At 72.6% G+C, this 17270-nt stretch carries 12 protein-coding genes; all 12 read left to right on the top strand.

Going from position 1 to position 17270, the window contains the following annotated elements:
- The gene (locus ABZ693_RS29210) at positions 1–369 is read left to right on the top strand and encodes a DUF4233 domain-containing protein (protein WP_359883321.1); all 369 of its coding nucleotides are present in this window, start codon (positions 1–3) and stop codon (positions 367–369) included.
- 92 nt (positions 370–461) lie between these two features.
- A complete protein-coding gene (gene ndk, locus ABZ693_RS29205; RefSeq protein WP_359883319.1) occupies positions 462–875 on the top strand; it encodes a nucleoside-diphosphate kinase in 414 nt (137 codons plus the stop codon).
- A 318-nt stretch (positions 876–1193) separates the two neighbouring features.
- Positions 1194–2213 (top strand): rod shape-determining protein, encoded by a 1020-nt coding sequence (locus ABZ693_RS29200; protein WP_359883316.1) that lies wholly within the window; start codon positions 1194–1196, stop codon positions 2211–2213.
- Positions 2214–2368: 155 nt separating this feature from the next.
- Positions 2369–3466 (top strand): rod shape-determining protein MreC, encoded by a 1098-nt coding sequence (gene mreC / locus ABZ693_RS29195; protein ID WP_359883314.1) that lies wholly within the window; start codon positions 2369–2371, stop codon positions 3464–3466.
- Positions 3463–4131 carry a rod shape-determining protein MreD gene (mreD, locus tag ABZ693_RS29190; protein WP_359883311.1) on the top strand — a complete coding sequence of 223 codons (669 nt, stop codon included), beginning with the start codon at positions 3463–3465 and terminating at the stop codon, positions 4129–4131. Before mreC ends, mreD begins: the two co-directional genes overlap by 4 nt.
- A 19-nt stretch (positions 4132–4150) precedes the next feature.
- Positions 4151–6388 carry a penicillin-binding protein 2 gene (gene mrdA, locus ABZ693_RS29185; protein ID WP_359883308.1) on the top strand — a complete coding sequence of 746 codons (2238 nt, stop codon included), beginning with the start codon at positions 4151–4153 and terminating at the stop codon, positions 6386–6388.
- 3 nt (positions 6389–6391) lie between these two features.
- Positions 6392–7591, top strand: a complete 1200-nt coding sequence (rodA, locus tag ABZ693_RS29180) for a rod shape-determining protein RodA (RefSeq protein WP_359883305.1) — start codon at positions 6392–6394, stop codon at positions 7589–7591.
- A gap of 84 nt (positions 7592–7675) precedes the next feature.
- Complete coding sequence (locus ABZ693_RS29175) at positions 7676–9202, top strand: CYTH and CHAD domain-containing protein (RefSeq protein WP_359883304.1); 1527 nt, start codon at positions 7676–7678, stop codon at positions 9200–9202.
- Positions 9203–9254: 52 nt separating this feature from the next.
- On the top strand, positions 9255–11183 hold the full coding sequence (locus ABZ693_RS29170; RefSeq protein ID WP_359883301.1) for a TIGR03960 family B12-binding radical SAM protein: 1929 nt from the start codon (positions 9255–9257) through the stop codon (positions 11181–11183).
- A gap of 91 nt (positions 11184–11274) precedes the next feature.
- A complete protein-coding gene (locus tag ABZ693_RS29165) occupies positions 11275–12537 on the top strand; it encodes a hypothetical protein (protein WP_359883299.1) in 1263 nt (420 codons plus the stop codon).
- Positions 12538–12664: 127 nt separating this feature from the next.
- Positions 12665–13456, top strand: a complete 792-nt coding sequence (locus tag ABZ693_RS29160) for a TIGR03936 family radical SAM-associated protein (RefSeq protein WP_359883298.1) — start codon at positions 12665–12667, stop codon at positions 13454–13456.
- Positions 13457–13691: 235 nt separating this feature from the next.
- A partial coding sequence (locus ABZ693_RS29155; protein WP_359883296.1) for an Rne/Rng family ribonuclease occupies positions 13692–17270 on the top strand: 3579 nt, incomplete at its 3' end.

Raw genomic sequence — 17270 nt, 5'->3', positions numbered from 1 at the left:
GTGCGTATGCTCTGCGCCTCGACCCTGATCGGCGAGTTCTTCGTGATCGGCTTCGCCGGTCTGGTCGCCATGAAGGACGACTCGCTGGCCATGTCGACGGTCTGGACGGTGTGCGGCATCGCCATGGTCCTGTCGGTGCTGCTGTGCGGGATGATCACCCGTCCGGGCGGTGTGCAGCTCGGCTGGGCGCTCCAGATCGCGCTGATCGCGAGCGGTTTCTTCGTCCCGGTGATGTTCTTCCTGGGCGCGGTCTTCGCCGTGTTGTGGTGGGCCTCGGTGCACTACGGGCGGAGGATCGACGAGATCAAGGCCCGCTGGGCCGCGAACGCGGCCGCCGCCGAAGGCTCCGCAGAGCCTGACGCTGCGTGACGACTCCCGGTGCGGGCCCTGTAGATTCAGTGGCCCGCACAGCCTTGTCTGTCACACCCCTGTCTGTCCGAAGTGTCTGAAGGAGTTTCCCCGTGAGCCAGCGCACGCTCGTCCTGCTCAAGCCCGATGCCGTCCGCCGTGGCCTGATCGGCGAGATCATCGGCCGTATCGAGCGCAAGGCCGGCTGGACCATCGCGGCCCTGGAGATGCGCGAGCTGGACCAGGACACCCTGGAGCAGCACTACGGCGAGCACAAGGGCAAGCCGTTCTACGAGCCGCTGATGGGCTTCATGGCCTCCGGCCCGGTCGTCGCCCTGGTCGTCGAGGGCGAGCGGGTCATCGAGGGCCTGCGCACCCTGGCCGGCCCGACCGACCCGATCGCCGCCGCCCCGGGTTCCATCCGCGGTGACTTCGGCACCATCGTCCGCGAGAACCTGATCCACGCCTCGGACTCCGAGGAGTCCGCCCAGCGCGAGATGAAGATCTTCTTCCCCGGTCTCGTCTGACCGAGGGCCGGCGAACGAGGCCCGACCCGTCCGGCGGCGGGCGGCCTCCGCCGAACAGAGCCATGCCAGAGGGCGACCGAAGGAATTCGGTCGCCCTCTGGCATATGATCACCGATCCCGGGAACGGATCGCCGCGTCATTCCGTCACCTATACAGAGGTGGACTGAGGCGGTCCGCCGCGCGGCCCCCGCGCGGGCGGCACTACGATGGAAAACTCCACGCCGTTTCACTCTCAGCCACCACCTCGCCGACCTGAGAAGCCGTCAACGCTCCGTTAGGGAAGGCCCGACGATCCTCATGGGAATCAAGGGGAACTCAATGTCGTTCATCGGCCGTGACATGGCTGTCGACCTCGGGACCGCCAACACGCTGGTGTACGTCAGGGGTCGAGGCATCGTTCTGAACGAGCCGTCCGTCGTCGCGATCAACACCAACACCGGCGGGATCCTCGCGGTTGGTGCCGAGGCGAAGAAGATGATCGGCCGGACCCCCGGCAACATCGTCGCCGTCCGGCCGCTGAAGGACGGTGTGATCGCCGACTTCGAGATCACGGAGCGGATGCTCCGTTACTTCATCCTCAAGATCCACAAGCGCCGTTACCTGGCCCGCCCCCGGGTCGTCGTCTGCGTGCCCTCCGGCATCACCGGAGTCGAGCGCCGCGCCGTCATCGAGGCGTCCACCCAGGCCGGCGCCCGCCAGGTACACATCATCGAGGAGCCGATGGCCGCCGCGATCGGCTCGGGCCTGCCGGTCCACGAGGCCACCGGCAACATGGTCGTCGACATCGGCGGCGGCACCACCGAGGTGGCTGTCATCTCCCTCGGCGGAATCGTCACGGCACAGTCCATCCGGGTGGCCGGCGACGAGCTGGACAACGCGATCATCCAGCACGTCAAGAAGGAGTACTCGCTCCTTCTCGGCGAGCGCACCGCCGAACAGATCAAGATCACCATCGGTTCGGCGTACGACCTCGACCAGGACGAGCACACCGAGATCCGCGGCCGCGACCTGGTCTCCGGCCTGCCGAAGACCGTGGTCATCTCCGCCGCCGAGGTCCGCAAGGCCATCGAGGAGCCGGTCAACGCCATCGTCGACGCGGTGAAGACCACCCTCGACAAGTGCCCGCCGGAGCTCTCCGGCGACGTCATGGACCGCGGCATCGTCCTCACCGGCGGCGGCGCCCTGCTGCGCGGCCTCGACGAGCGGCTGCGCAGCGAGACCGGCATGCCGATCCACATCGCCGAGGACCCGCTGGACTCGGTGGCGCTCGGTTCCGGCAAGTGCGTCGAGGAGTTCGAGGCCCTCCAGCAGGTCCTCGACGCCCAGCCACGCCGCTGACGGCCCGCCGGGCCCGGCGACCCCGGACCCGGCGCCCCCGGCGGTGCTCCTCGGGCACCCCGCGCGCGTACCCGCACCCGCGTCCTCGCGAAGCCGTACCCGCGCACGTACAACTCCATCATCCGTCGACTCGAGGAAGGGCACGGCCGCCGCACGTGAGGGACACACGAGAGAGCCGGCTGCTCCTGGTGCTGCTGATCGCCACCGCGTTCGCACTGATCACGGTGGACATCAGAGGAGGCCAGGAGTCACCGGTCGACGGCGCCCGGCAGGCCGCGGCCGCGGTCTTCGGCCCGGTCGAGAACGGCGTCGCCGCCGCGGTCGACCCGGTCGGCAACGCCATAGGGGCCGTCCGGGACTCCGGGGAGCGGCACACCCGTATCGCCGCCCTGGAGAAGGAGAACGCCGCCCTCAAGGCGAAGCTCGGCAGCGACGACCGCAACCGCAACCGGGTGCGCGAACTCGACTCCATGCTGAAGACCGCCGGGGCCGGCCAGTACGGCATCAAGGGCGCCGAGGTCATCGCCATCGGCGCCGCCCAGGGCTTCTCCTGGACCGTCACCATCGACATCGGCGCCCGCGACGGCGTCCAGCGCGACATGACCGTGCTCAACGGCTCCGGCCTGGTCGGCCGCGTCACCACCGTCGGCCCCTCCACGTCGACCGTGCTGCTCGCCAACGACCCCGACTTCACCGTCGGCACCCGCATGGAGGAGAGCGACGAACTCGGCTTCGCCACCGGCCAGGGCGACCGCCCGCTGCTCGTCCAGCTCCTCAACGGCAAGGCCAAGGTGAAGAAGGGCGACCGGCTCGTCACCTTCGGCTCGCAGGCCGACAAGCCGTTCGTGCCCGGCGTGCCGGTCGGCGAGGTCGTCCGCGTCGACCCCGCGGGCGGCGGGCTGACCCGCAACGTCTACGTCCGCCCGTACGTCGGCTTCACCAAGCTCGACATCGTCGGCGTCGTCGTCCAGGCCCCGCGCACGGACCCGCGCGACATGGTCCTGCCGCAGAAGCCCAAGCCCGCGCCGACCGTCACCGTCACGGCCACGCCGCCCGCACCGGACGGCGGGCAGCCCGGGCAGCAGATGGGCGGCCAGGCGCCGGTCGGACCGGCCACCGGCCGCGTGGAGCGCAAGCCGGGGCAGCCGGCCCAGCGGCCCGCCGCCCCGCCCGCCGACCAGCAGGCCGGTCAGCCGGACGCCGACCAGCCGGACCAGAACCAGCAGCCGCAGGACCAGGGGGCGACACCGTGAAGATCAACCGCATCCTTCTCTCGGCCGCGCTGATCGTCGTCGCCCTCGTCGTCCAGGTCTCCGTCCTCGCCCGCCTCCAGCTTCCCGGCGCCGTCCCGGACCTCGTCCTGCTCACGGTCGTCGCCCTCGCCCTGGTGTACGGGCACGTCACCGGCGCCCTCGCGGGCTTCGCCGCCGGCCTGCTCGCCGACCTCGCGCCGCCCGCCGACCACGCCGCCGGCCGCTACGCCCTCGTGCTCTGCCTCGTCGGCTACCTGTGCGGCCTGGCCCGCCCCGACAACGGCCGGCTCAAGTCCGCCACCGGCCCGATGACCGTGGTCGCCGCCGCCGCGATCGGCTCCACCCTGCTGTACGCGGGCGTCGGCGCCCTCGTCGGCGACACCGCCGCCCGCCATGTCGGCCTCGGCTTCCTGCTGTTCACGGCGGTCCTGTACGACCTGCTCCTGGCCCCCTTCACGGTGCCGCTGATCATGGCCCTGGCCCGGCGCGCCGACAACGATCCGCTCGCCGACGCCACGGGCGCGAACGGGGCCGACGTCGCCTCCGGCTGGCTCTCCTCCGGCACCGGCCTGAGGATCGGCGGCCAGCGTGGCGGACTGCGTATCAAGGCCGCCCGGAGCCGCGCCTCGCGCGCCGGGCGGATCAAGGGAGTCAAGCGACTGTGACCCAGGGGGCAGCGGCAGCATGAGCAACATCCCCGAGACCGGGCGGACCCCCCGCGTCCAGATCCGGCTCGTCGTCATCCAGGTTCTCGTCTTCTCCCTGCTCGCCACCCTCGGCGGCCGTCTCTGGTACCTCCAGATCCGCAACGGCAAGGAGTACGGCGACGAGGCCAAGAACAACCACGTCCAGCAGGTCGTCCAGCCCGCCGTCCGCGGCTCCGTCCTCGACGCCCGCGGCGTCCCGCTCGCCGACAACGAGACCCGGCTCGTGGTCTCCGCCTCGCGCACCGAGCTGATGAAGATGAAGGACGACGGCAAGGCCGTCCTCACCCGGCTCGCCGGCGTCCTGCGCATGAAGCCCGAGGACGTCGTCAACAAGATCCGGCTGTGCGACTCCAAGACGCCCAAGCCGTGCTGGAACGGTTCGCCCTACCAGCCCATCCCCGTCACCGACGAGGCCACCACCCAGCAGGCCCTCCAGATCCGCGAGCGCGCCGAGGACTTCCCCGGCATCACCGCCGAACCCGCCGCCGTGCGCCGCTACCCGGCCCCCGGCAAGTCCCGCACCTCCCAGGTCCTCGGCTACCTCTCGCCCGTCACCGACAACGAGATCGAGAAGGCCAAGGACAGCGACTCGCCCTACCTGCGCTCCGACATGGTCGGCCGCTCCGGCCTGGAGCGGACGTACGACAGGCAGCTGCGCGGCAAGGCCGGCGTCACCCGCTACGAGGTCGACAACCTCGGCCGCGTCATCGGCCAGGCCCAGAGCGACCCCGCCGTGCCCGGCGCCAACGTCGTCACCTCCATCGACGCCCGCGTCCAGGCGGTCGCCGAATGGGAACTGGCCAACGCCATGAAGGAAGCCCGCAAGACCTTCGACAAGAACACCAACGAGAACTACAAGGCCGACGCGGGCGCCGTCGTCGTCATGGAGGCCAAGACCGGCCGCATCGTCGCCATGGCCTCGATGCCCGACTACGACCCCAACGCCTGGGTCGGCGGCATCTCCGCCAAGGACTACGCCGCCCTCACCGGCAAGAACTCCAACTTCCCGCTGCTCAACCGGGCCATCCAGGGCCAGGCGGCCCCCGGCTCCATCTTCAAGGTCGTCTCCACCGCCGCCGCCGTCAACGCCGGCTACGACTTCGACGGCCGCTACCCCTGCACCAGCTCGTACTCCATCGGCAACCAGGTCTTCAAGAACTTCGAGTCGCAGAACCACGGCCCGATCTCGCTCGGCCGCGCCCTCGAGGTCTCCTGCGACACCGTCTTCTACGCCCTCGCCCACCAGCAGTGGCAGAAGGACGGCGGGATGAAGCCGAAGAAGAACCCGGGCGACTGGTTCTACAAGACGGCCCATCAGTTCGGCCTCGGCGCCGAGACCGGCGTCGACCTCCCCAACGAGGTCACCGGCCGCGTCCCCGACCGCCAGTGGAAGCAGAAGTTCTGGTCCGCCAACAAGGACTGGTGGTGCAAGAACGGCAAGAAGGGCGGCACCTACGTCCAGCAGCTCTCCTACGAGAACTGCCTCGAAGGCAACCTGATGCGCGCCGGTGACTCCGTCAACTACTCCATCGGCCAGGGCGACACCCTCGTCACCCCCATCCAGATGGCCACCATCTACGCCGCCATCTCCAACGGCGGCACCCTGTGGAACCCCACCGTCGGCAAGGCCGTCGTCAGCGCCGACGGCAAGACCGTCGACGAGCTCGCGCCCAAGTCGCACGGCAAGCTGCCGTTCACCAAGGAGACCCGCGACCTGATAGACGAAGCCCTCGCGGGAGTCGCCACCCGCGGTACGGCCGCCTGGCGCTTCGGCGGCTGGCCGCAGGACAAGATCCCGATGCACGCCAAGACGGGTACCGCGGAGGTCTACGGCAAGCAGACCACCTCGTGGTTCGCCACGTACACCAAGGACTACTCGATCGTCATGACGATCTCCCAGGGTGGTACGGGCTCCGGCGCCTCCGGCCCCGCCGTGCGCAACATCTACGACGCGCTGTACGGACTCGACGACTCCGGCAAGCAGGACCTGAAGCGGGCACTGCTGCCGCAGCCGCAGAAGGCACTGCCGAGGATCGAGGCCGACGGCTCCATCGACGTGCCCGGCATCAAGCCGTACGGCCCGAACGCCGGGAAGACGGCCGACACCCCCGTCATGGGCCCGGAGCAGCCGACCACCGGCCCCGCCGACCCGCCGCGCTCACCCACCGACCCGCTGGCCGGCCCGCCCGGGACCGCTCAGCGCGGGAGGGACTGACCGATGACCACGCCCCCCGGCTTCTCCGTCTCCCGCTACGCGCCCAAGCGCGGCACGATCGCGCGGCTCGCCGCCCGCGACTCGGTGCTGCGCCGGCTCGACTGGCCCATCCTGCTGTCGGCGCTCGCGCTGTCCTTCATGGGCTCGCTGCTCGTGTGGTCCGCCACCCGCGGCCGCACCTCGCTCAACCAGGGCGACCCGTACTACTTCCTGTTCCGGCACGCCCTGAACACCGGGATCGGGCTCGCCCTGATGATCGGCACCGTCTGGCTCGGGCACCGCACCCTGCGCGGCGCGGTCCCGTTCCTGTACGGCATCTCGATCCTGCTGATCCTCGCCGTGCTCACCCCGCTCGGCGCGACCATCAACGGCGCGCACGCCTGGATCGTCATCGGCGGCGGCTTCTCGCTCCAGCCCAGCGAGTTCGTCAAGATCACCATCATCCTGGTGATGGCGATGCTGCTGGCCGCGAAGGTCGACGCGGGCGACCAGCTGCACCCCGACCACCGCACCGTCGCCAAGGCGCTCGGCCTGGCCGCCCTGCCCATGGGCATCGTCATGCTGATGCCCGACCTCGGCTCCGTGATGGTCATGGCCGTCATCGTGCTCGGCGTGCTGCTCGCCTCCGGCGCCTCCAACCGCTGGGTCCTCGGCCTGATCGGCGCGGGCGTCCTCGGCGCGGTGCTCGTCACCACGCTCGGCATGCTCGACGAGTACCAGATCAACCGGTTCGCCGCCTTCGCCAACCCGGACCTCGACCCGGCCGGCGTCGGCTACAACACCAACCAGGCGCGCATCGCGATCGGTTCGGGCGGACTGCTCGGCTCGGGACTCTTCAAGGGCTCCCAGACCACCGGCCAGTTCGTCCCCGAGCAGCAGACCGACTTCGTCTTCACCGTCGCGGGCGAGGAACTGGGCTTCGTCGGCGCCGGCCTCATCCTGGTGCTGCTCGGCGTGATCCTGTGGCGCGCCTGCCGGATAGCGCGGGAGACGACCGAGCTGTACGGCACGATCGTGGCCGCCGGCATCATCGCCTGGTTCGCCTTCCAGGCCTTCGAGAACATCGGCATGACCCTCGGCATCATGCCGGTGGCCGGCCTGCCGCTGCCGTTCGTCTCGTACGGCGGCTCGTCGATGTTCGCGGTCTGGGTGGCCATCGGCCTGCTCCAGTCCATCCGGGTCCAGCGGCCCATAACGGCCTAGCTCCCCCTGCCTCCCCGCCCGTTTCGGGTCTACGTTCGATGTATGGGACGGAAACGGGCGGCGGAGGCGGCAGGGGAAACGTCGGTGCGGTCCGCTCGGACGAAGCGCGAGATCGAACGCAAATACGAGGCCACGGGGGAGACCCGGCTCCCCGACCTCACCCGCGCCAAAGGCGTGGCCACCGCCCGCCCCCGCGGCGTCACCGCACTCGACGCCGTCTACTACGACACCGCCGACCTCCGCCTCGCCGCCGACTCCCTCACCCTGCGCCGCCGCACCGGCGGCGCCGACGCCGGCTGGCACCTGAAGTTCCCCGTCGCCACCGGAGTCCGCGACGAGATCAGAGCCCCGCTCTCGGACACGCTCCCGCGTTCCCTGGCGGGGCTCCTGCGCTCCCGCGTCCGCACCACCCCCGTGCACCCCGTCGTCCGCCTCCGCTCCCGCCGCGACGTCCACCACCTCCACGCCGCCGACGGCACGCTCCTCGCCGAGGTCTCCGTCGACACCGTCCACGCCGAACGCCTCGCCGGCTGCCCCGGCCGCACCGCCGAGTGGACCGAGATCGAGGTCGAACTCGCCGACGACGCCGACCCCGCGGTCCTCGACGCGGTGGAGAAACGCCTCACCAAGGCCGGCATCGTCCCCTCCTCAGCCCCCTCGAAACTCGCCCGCGCCCTCGCCGAGACCGGCACCCCCGCCCCCGCGCCGCCCCCGCCCGACGACCTCCGCACCGCCGGCACCGCCGTCCTCGCCTACGTACGCCGCCAGGCCGACGCCCTCGTCCGGCTCGACCCCGCCGTCCGCCGCGACCTGCCCGACGCCGTCCACCGCATGCGCGTCGCCTGCCGCCGGCTGCGCAGCACCCTGCGGACGTACGGGAAAGTCCTCGACCGCACCGTCACCGACCCCCTCGGCGCCGAGCTGCGCTGGCTCGCCGGCGAACTCGGCGCCGCCCGCGACCTCGAAGTCCTCGACGAACGCCTCCTCACCGCCCTCGACGCGCTGCCCCGCGACCTCGTCGCCGGCCCCGCCCACCGGCGCCTCAAGACCTGGGCCACCACCCACGGCGCCGGCTCCCGCCGCCGCGCCCTCGACGTCCTGGACTCCCCGCGCCACCTCGCCCTGCTCACCCGCGTCGACGCCCTGCTCACCGACCCGCCCCTGCTGCCCGCCGCCCACCGGGACGCGCGCGAGGTCCTCCGCAAGGCCGTCCTGCGCGACCACCGCCGCCTCGCCCACCGCGTCGAGCACGCCCTCGCCCTCGCCCCGGGACCCGAGCGCGACCACGCCCTGCACGACGCCCGTAAAGCCGCCAAACGCGCCCGCTACGCCGCCGAGGCCGCCGCCCCCGTCCTCGGCAAGCCCGCCCGCCGTCTCGTCCGGCGGATGAAGCGCCTCCAGGACTGCCTCGGCGACCACCAGGACTCCGTCGTCGCCCGCGCCGCCCTCGCCGACCTGGCCGAGCAGGCCGCCACGGCGGGCGAGCCCGCCTTCACCTGGGGCGTTCTGTACGGCCGCGAGGAAGCGGCCGCCGCGGACCGCGAACGCGAGCTCCCGGACCTCTGGTCCCGCTCCTTCGCCCCCCGCTTCCGGGCGGCACGAGGCCACTGAGCGCCGGGGTACGCTGGATAGTCGCCCCCCTGCCAGCTCACGAAGGTTCGAGATGTCTGCTGCCGAGTCTGTCTTTCCGCAGCTCGAAGCTCTGCTCCCGCACGTGCAGAAGCCGATCCAGTACGTCGGCGGAGAGCTGAACTCCACGGTCAAGCCGTGGGAATCCGCCGATGTCCGCTGGGCGCTGATGTACCCGGACGCGTACGAGGTCGGCCTGCCCAACCAGGGCGTCATGATCCTCTACGAGGTACTGAACGAGCGGGAGGGCGTCCTCGCCGAGCGCACCTACAGCGTGTGGCCGGACCTGGAAGCCCTGATGCGCGAGCACGGGGTCCCGCAGTTCACCGTCGACTCGCACCGTCCGGTCTCCGCGTTCGACGTGTTCGGTCTGTCCTTCTCCACGGAGCTGGGCTACACGAACATGCTCACCGCCCTCGACCTGGCCGGCATCCCGCTGGAGTCGAAGGACCGCACCGTCGACCACCCGATCGTGCTCGCCGGCGGCCACGCCGCGTTCAACCCCGAGCCGATCGCGGACTTCATCGACGCGGCGATCATCGGCGACGGCGAGCAGGCCGTGCTCGACATGACGGAGATCATCCGTCAGTGGAAGGCCGAGGGCCGGCCCGGCGGCCGCGAGGAGGTCCTCTTCCGCCTCGCGAAGACCGGCAGCGTCTACATCCCGTCGTTCTACGACGTCGAGTACCTGCCGGACGGCCGCATCGGCCGTGTCGTCCCCAACAAGTCCGGTGTGCCGTGGCGGGTCTCCAAGCACACCGTCATGGACCTCGACGAGTGGCCGTACCCCAAGCAGCCGCTCGTCCCGCTCGCGGAGACCGTCCACGAGCGCATGTCCGTCGAGATCTTCCGCGGCTGCACCCGCGGCTGCCGTTTCTGCCAGGCCGGCATGATCACGCGCCCCGTGCGGGAGCGAAGCATCACCGGCATCGGCGAGATGGTGGAGCGCGGTCTGAAGGCGACCGGCTTCGAGGAGGTCGGCCTGCTGTCGCTGTCCTCCGCGGACCACACGGAGATCGGCGACATCGCCAAGGGCCTCGCCGACCGCTACACGGACGACAAGATCGGCCTTTCGCTGCCGTCGACCCGCGTCGACGCGTTCAACGTCGACCTGGCCAACGAGCTGACCCGCAACGGCCGTCGCTCCGGACTGACCTTCGCCCCCGAGGGCGGCTCCGAGCGCATGCGCAAGGTCATCAACAAGATGGTCTCGGAAGAGGACCTGATCCGCACCGTCGCCACCGCGTACGGCAACGGCTGGCGTCAGGTGAAGCTGTACTTCATGTGCGGCCTGCCGACCGAGACCGACGAGGACGTGCTGCAGATCGCCGACATGGCGATCAACGTCATCGCCAAGGGCCGTGAGGTCTCCGGCCAGAACGACATCCGCTGCACGGTGTCCATCGGCGGGTTCGTGCCCAAGCCGCACACCCCGTTCCAGTGGGCGCCGCAGCTGTCGGCCGAGGAGACGGACGCCCGCCTCCAGAAGCTCCGCGACAAGATCCGCGGCGACAAGAAGTACGGCCGCTCCATCGGCTTCCGCTACCACGACGGCAAGCCCGGCATCGTCGAGGGCCTGCTCTCGCGTGGCGACCGGCGCATCGGCGCGGTCATCCGCGCCGTCTACGAGGACGGCGGCCGCTTCGACGGCTGGCGCGAGCACTTCTCGTACGACCGCTGGATGAGCTGCGCCGACAAGACGCTGCCCGAGTTCGGTGTCGACGTCGACTGGTACACGACCCGCGAGCGCGGCTACGAGGAGGTCCTGCCCTGGGACCACCTGGACTCCGGTCTCGACAAGGACTGGCTGTGGGAGGACTGGCAGGACGCCCTCGACGAGACCGAGGTCGACGACTGCCGCTGGACGCCGTGCTTCGACTGCGGTGTCTGCCCCGCGATGCAGACCGAGATCCAGGTCGGCCCGACGGGCAAGAAGCTGCTGCCGCTGTCCGTCAAGAAGTAGGCGGGAACCGGGCGCGCGACACGCCCGGATGACGCGACCGACGACCCGGTGGAGGTGAACCCTCCGCCGGGTCGTCGGCGTCTTGGTGGGCATGAGCACGCAGAACCCGGCGCCCGCACCGTACGCGGCACCCGCCCCGCACCCGCTGATCCGGATCCCGGTCCGGATCGTCGTGCTGGTCCTCGTCCTGCCGGTCCGCATGGCCTGGGACGCGCTCAAGGCCGGCGGGCGGCTGCTCGACCGGAGCGTGCTGCGGCCGGTGGGCCGGGCCCTCGCCTGGCTGGTGGACGCGGTGGGCCGGGCCCTGGCCTGGGTCTTCGTCCCGGTGGGGCGCGCGCTGGCCTGGGCCGGTTCGGCCATCGGGCACGCGCTCGCGGTCGCCGCCCGCTGGACCGGCGTCGCGGTGGCCTGGCCGTTCGTCATGGTCTGGCGGTACGTGGTCGTGCCGGTGGCCCGGTACGGGGTCGCCGTTCCGGTGGTCTGGCTCTACGCGCGCGTGCTCGCTCCGGTCGGCCGGGGGCTGCTGTGGCTGCTGACCGGGGCGGGCCAGGGACTGGTGTGGCTGGGCCGCTGGGCCGGCGTCGCGGTGGCCTGGCCGTTCGTCATGGCGTGGCGGTACGTGGTCGTGCCGGTGGCGCGGTACGGGGTCGCCGTTCCGGTGGTCTGGCTCTACGCGCGCGTACTGGCTCCGGTCGGCCGGGGCCTGCTGTGGCTGCTGACCGGGGCGGGACACGGTCTCGCGTGGCTCGGCCGGGGGATCGGCCACGGTCTCGCGGTCGCCGCCCGCTGGGTCGGCGTCGCCCTGGCCTGGCCGTTCGTCATGGCGTGGCGGTACGTGGTCGTGCCGGTGGCCCGGTACGGCGTCGCCGTCCCGCTCGGCTGGCTGTGGCGGCGGGTGCTCGTTCCCCTCGCCGACGAGATCGGCGACGCGTTCGCCCTCTGCTGGCGTGCCGCCGGTTTCCTCTCGCACGCCGTGGGCCGCGCCCTCGCCTGGGTCGCCCGCCATCTGATCGTGCGGCCCCTGTCCTGGCTGGCCCGCAATCTGGTCCGCCGTCCCGCCGCCTGGGTCTACGAGGAGGTCTGCACCCCGGTCGGCCACTGGCTCCGCGACGCCGTCTGGTCCCCGGCCCGGACCGTGCTCGCCGAGACCCGGAAGACCGTGCGCGTCGCGCTCGCCTCCGCCCGGGACACCGTGCGCGGCGCACGGCACGACGCGTGGCGGGCCCTGGTCGGCGGAACACGCGACGAGCGGCCCCGGGAACCCGAGGTGGCCCCTGCGCGTACTCTGGGTAGTAGAAGAAGCGTCCCCGGCGCGGCGCCCGCCCCCGAGTTCTCCCCGCGACAGCGGGGGTGAGCCGGGCGGGACCCCCGGGACACCCCACCCGCATTTCGAGGGCGGCGCGCCTCCCGCGCCCGCTCCGCACCGAGGAGAAGAACCACTGGGCAAGCGACAGCCCGAAGGCCCGCCGCCCGCACCTGCGGTGCAGCGCATCCGACTGCGCTACACCAAGCGAGGCCGCCTCCGGTTCACCAGCCACCGTGACTTCCAGCGCGCCTTCGAGCGCGCCCTGCGCCGTGCCGAGGTGCCCATGGCGTACTCCGCCGGGTTCACCCCGCACCCCAAGGTGTCGTACGCGAACGCCGCCCCGACGGGCACCGGCTCCGAAGCCGAGTACCTGGAGATCGCCCTCACCGAGGCGCGTGACCCGGAGACCCTGCGCGGGCTGCTCGACGAGTCGATGCCGACAGGCCTCGACATCGTCGACGCCGTCGAGGCCCGTACCTCCGGCCTCGCCGACCGGCTCACCGCCTCCGTGTGGGAGCTGCGGCTCGACGGGGTCGAGCCGGCGGACGCTTCGACGGCCGTCGGGACGTTCCTCGCGGCCGAGACCGTGGAAGTCCAGCGCAAGACCAAGAACGGAATCCGTACCTTCGACACCCGCGGTGCCGTCGTGGAGCTGACCGCGACCCCCGCCCGGGGCGACGTCCCGGGTAATGGGCCGCTGGACAGCGCCTGTGCGATACTGCGGCTGGTTGTTCGGCACGTGACACCTGCCGTACGACCCGACGACGTCCTGTCCGGTCTCCGAGCTGTGGCCGACCTGGCGCCGCCGGTCCCCGCAGCGGTGACCAGGCTGGCGCAGGGGCTCTTCGACGAGGAGTCCGGCACGGTGACCGACCCGCTCGCGGCCGACCGCGAGGCTGTCTCGGCCGCTTCACCCACGGCCGCCGCGACCACCTCGGCGACGGCGCCGGGTGCCGGTGCCGCGTAGGGAGCGGTCGTCGTAGCGCAGCCCTGGTACTCGGGAGCCACCTGGGTCGGGCCGCGCACTGACCAGGAGACTTTCGCCAGGCCGTACGCAGAGGGCGTACGGAACCGGCGAGCCAGACATACAGCTCCCGTGTGGCGACCGCGCCCCGGACGGCGGCACCGCGCTCGAAGCGCGTTCGTGCCGCCGGACCGGAACCGGACGCGGCGCCCGGGGGCGTGACGGGAGAACCGCCCGCATGCTCGAACAGCACGAAGAGAACGAGAGCAACGCGCTCGGGGACAAGCTGCCGGCCCGCCGCCGGCGCCGCGCCGCGTCCCGGCCCGCCGGTCCGCCGGTGACGGCCCAGGCCGCCGCGTCCGAGACGCCCGAGACCCCTGAGAGCGCCGAGAACACGGCCGCCGCCGCGCAGACCGCCGAGGTCGCCGCCGCTCCGGCCGCCGCCGAGGAGTCGGCGCCCGCGCGTCCGCGCCGCCGCGCCACCCGCAAGGTCAGCGCACCGGAGCCGGTCGCGGCCCCGGCCGCCGAGGCCGAGGCCGAGGCCGAGCCCGAGCCCGAAGCGGCGCCGGCCGAGGAGGCCGCCCCGGCGCGCCGTACCCGCCGCCGCGCGACCCGCGCCGTCGCGGCCCCGGAGGCCGAGAAGGCTCCGGCCGCCGAGACGGCCGCCGTCGCCGAGCCCGAGCCCGAGACGGCTCCGGCCGCCGAGGCCGAGCCCGTCGCGGAGGCCGCCCCGGCACGCCGTACCCGCCGCCGCGCGACCCGCGCCGTCGCGGCCCCCGAGTCCGAGAAGGCCCCGGCCGCCGAGGTCGTCGAGACCGCTCCGGTCGAGGCCGCGCCCGTCGCCGAGCCGGTGGCCGAGGCCGCCGAGGAGGCCGCTCCGGCCCCGCGGACCCGCCGCCGTGCCACCCGCAAGGCCACCGCGCCCGCCGGCGCCCCGGCCGTGAGCCAGGACGCCGTCGCGGAGATCGCCGCCGACACCGGCGGGGCGCAGGTCGAGGACACCGTCGAGGAGACCGCCTCGCACGCCGCCGAGGCCGCCGCCGCCGAGCAGGCCGCCGCGCCCGCCCGGGGCCGTGGCCGCCGCCGCGTCACCTCGCCGCAGTTCACCGCCGAGGCCGAGGAGAAGCCGCGCGCCCGCCGCGCCGAGCGTCCGGCCGTCGCCGTCTTCCAGGCCCCGGTCTTCACCGAGCCCATGTTCCAGACCCCGGAGACCGCGGCCGCCGCCGTGGCCCGCGAGGCCGCCGAGCACGAGATCGAAGACCAGATCGAGGAAGAGGTCGAGGAGCAGGCGCCGCCGCAGGCCCGCACCGTCGCCGCCGAGCCGGCGGAGGCCGCCGAGGCCCCGTCGCGTCGCCGCCGTCGTCGCCGGGGCGAGCCCGTCGCCGTCGAGTCGGTTCCGGCGACGACCGCCGACGAGCCCGAGATCGAGTCCACCCCCGAGGCGGAGACCGACGTCGAGGACGCGGTCGACGAGACGGAGGGCTACGAGGAGCGTCCGTCGCGCCGCCGTCGCCGGGGCGGCCGTCGCCGCCGCCGGGGCGAGCTCGCCGAGGCGGAGGGCGCCGAGGACGCGTACGAGTCCGAGGAGGCCGAGGAAGGCGCCGAGGAGCCGCACGCCGAGACCGAGGCGGACGAAGCCGACGAGGCCGAGGACGCCGACGACCGCGACGCCGCGGGCAGCAGCAGCTCCCGCCGTCGCCGCCGTCGTCGCCGTCGCAGCGGCGAGGGCGCCGGCGAGGCCGAGGGCTCCGACGAGGACGGCGTCCGTACGGTCGTCAAGGTCCGCGAGCCGCGCCCGGCCCGGGAGAAGGCCGAGCCGTCCGACGAGGTCCAGTCCATCAAGGGCTCGACCCGTCTGGAGGCCAAGAAGCAGCGCCGCCGCGAGGGCCGCGAGCAGGGCCGCCGCCGCGTCCCGATCATCACCGAGGCCGAGTTCCTGGCCCGCCGTGAGGCCGTCGAGCGCGTGATGGTCGTCCGCCAGAACGGCGAGCGCACCCAGATCGGCGTCCTCGAGGACAACGTGCTCGTCGAGCACTACGTCAACAAGGAGCAGGCCACCTCGTACGTCGGCAACGTCTACCTGGGCAAGGTCCAGAACGTGCTGCCGTCCATGGAGGCCGCCTTCGTCGACATCGGCAAGGGCCGCAACGCCGTCCTGTACGCGGGCGAGGTCAACTTCGAGGCGCTCGGCATGGGCCACGGCCCGCGCCGCATCGAGTCCGCCCTCAAGTCCGGCCAGTCGGTCCTGGTGCAGGTCACCAAGGACCCGATCGGCCACAAGGGCGCCCGCCTGACCAGCCAGGTCTCGCTGCCCGGCCGCTACCTGGTCTACGTGCCCGAGGGCTCGATGACCGGCATCAGCCGCAAGCTCCCGGACACCGAGCGCGCCCGTCTGAAGTCCATCCTCAAGAGGATCGTCCCCGAGGACGCGGGCGTCATCGTGCGCACCGCCGCCGAGGGCGCGAGCGAGGACGAGCTGCGCCGCGACGTCGAGCGTCTGCAGGCGCAGTGGGAGGACATCCAGAAGAAGGCGAAGAGCGGCAACGCGCCGACGCTGCTCTACGGCGAGCCGGACATGACCGTCCGGGTCGTCCGCGACATCTTCAACGAGGACTTCTCCAAGGTCATCGTCAGCGGCGACGACGCGTGGGAGACCATCCACGGGTACGTCTCGCACGTGGCGCCCGACCTGGCCGACCGCCTGTCCAAGTGGACGAGCGAGGTCGACGTCTTCGCCACGTACCGGATCGACGAGCAGCTGATGAAGGCGCTGGACCGCAAGGTCTGGCTGCCGTCCGGCGGTTCGCTGGTGATCGACAAGACCGAGGCGATGGTCGTCGTCGACGTCAACACCGGCAAGTTCACCGGTCAGGGCGGCAACCTCGAGGAGACCGTCACCCGCAACAACCTGGAGGCGGCCGAGGAGATCGTCCGCCAGCTGCGGCTGCGCGACCTCGGCGGCATCGTCGTCATCGACTTCATCGACATGGTCCTGGAGTCCAACCGCGACCTGGTGCTGCGCCGTCTCCTGGAGTGCCTGGGCCGCGACCGGACCAAGCACCAGGTGGCCGAGGTCACCTCGCTCGGCCTGGTGCAGATGACCCGCAAGCGGGTCGGCCAGGGCCTCCTGGAGTCCTTCTCGGAGACCTGCGTCCACTGCAACGGCCGCGGTGTCATCGTCCACATGGAGCAGCCGACGTCGCAGGGCGGCGGCGGTGGCGGCAAGCGCTCGAAGAAGCGCGGCCGCGGTGGCGAGCACGAGCACGGCCACGAGGCGCACGCCCACGAGGCCGCGCCCGCCCCGGTGCCGTTCGAGTCGGAGCGGGAGACCGAGGCCGAGGTGGCGGCGGAGCTCGCCGCGCCGCAGGCCGTGGAGTCGCCGATCGCCCCCGACGAGGAGCTGTACGGGAGCATCGCGGAGGCCGAGGCCGCCGCCACGCGCGGGTCCCGCGGCCGTCGCCGGGCGACTCGCCGGGTGTCGGCGCCGGTGTCCTCGCCGGCCGTGACCGAGACGGAGACCTACGAGGTCGTCGTCGAGTCGAAGCCCGAGAAGGCCGAGGCGAAGCAGGAGCCGAAGGCCGAGCCGAAGGCGCGTACGCGGTCCCGGGCGAAGGCCCAGCCGGTCGCCGCCGAGGCCCCGGCCGAGGCCGAGCAGGCCCCGGAGACCGTCGAGGCGCCGGCCGAGACGCCCGCCGAGGCGCCCGCGCCGCGGACCCGTCGTCGTGCCACCCGCAAGATGTCGGCCCCGGCCGCCGAGGCCCCCGCGGCCGAGGCCCCCGCGGCCGAGGCCGCCGCCGCGCCGGCCGTCGAGCCGGAG

Origin of the sequence: Streptomyces laurentii, assembly GCF_040635425.1 — a bacterium.
Taxonomy (GTDB): domain Bacteria; phylum Actinomycetota; class Actinomycetes; order Streptomycetales; family Streptomycetaceae; genus Streptomyces; species Streptomyces laurentii.
The sequence above is the reverse complement of the archived record's forward strand: the minus strand, read 5'-3'. Positions and strand labels throughout refer to the sequence as shown.

Coding starts and splice junctions, on each gene's coding strand:
- ABZ693_RS29200 (WP_359883316.1), top strand. CDS start 1,194: ATGTCGTTCATCGGCCGTGACATGGCTGTCGACCTCGGGACCGCCAAC.
- mrdA (WP_359883308.1), top strand. CDS start 4,151: ATGAGCAACATCCCCGAGACCGGGCGGACCCCCCGCGTCCAGATCCGG.
- rodA (WP_359883305.1), top strand. CDS start 6,392: ATGACCACGCCCCCCGGCTTCTCCGTCTCCCGCTACGCGCCCAAGCGC.
- ABZ693_RS29170 (WP_359883301.1), top strand. CDS start 9,255: ATGTCTGCTGCCGAGTCTGTCTTTCCGCAGCTCGAAGCTCTGCTCCCG.
- ABZ693_RS29165 (WP_359883299.1), top strand. CDS start 11,275: ATGAGCACGCAGAACCCGGCGCCCGCACCGTACGCGGCACCCGCCCCG.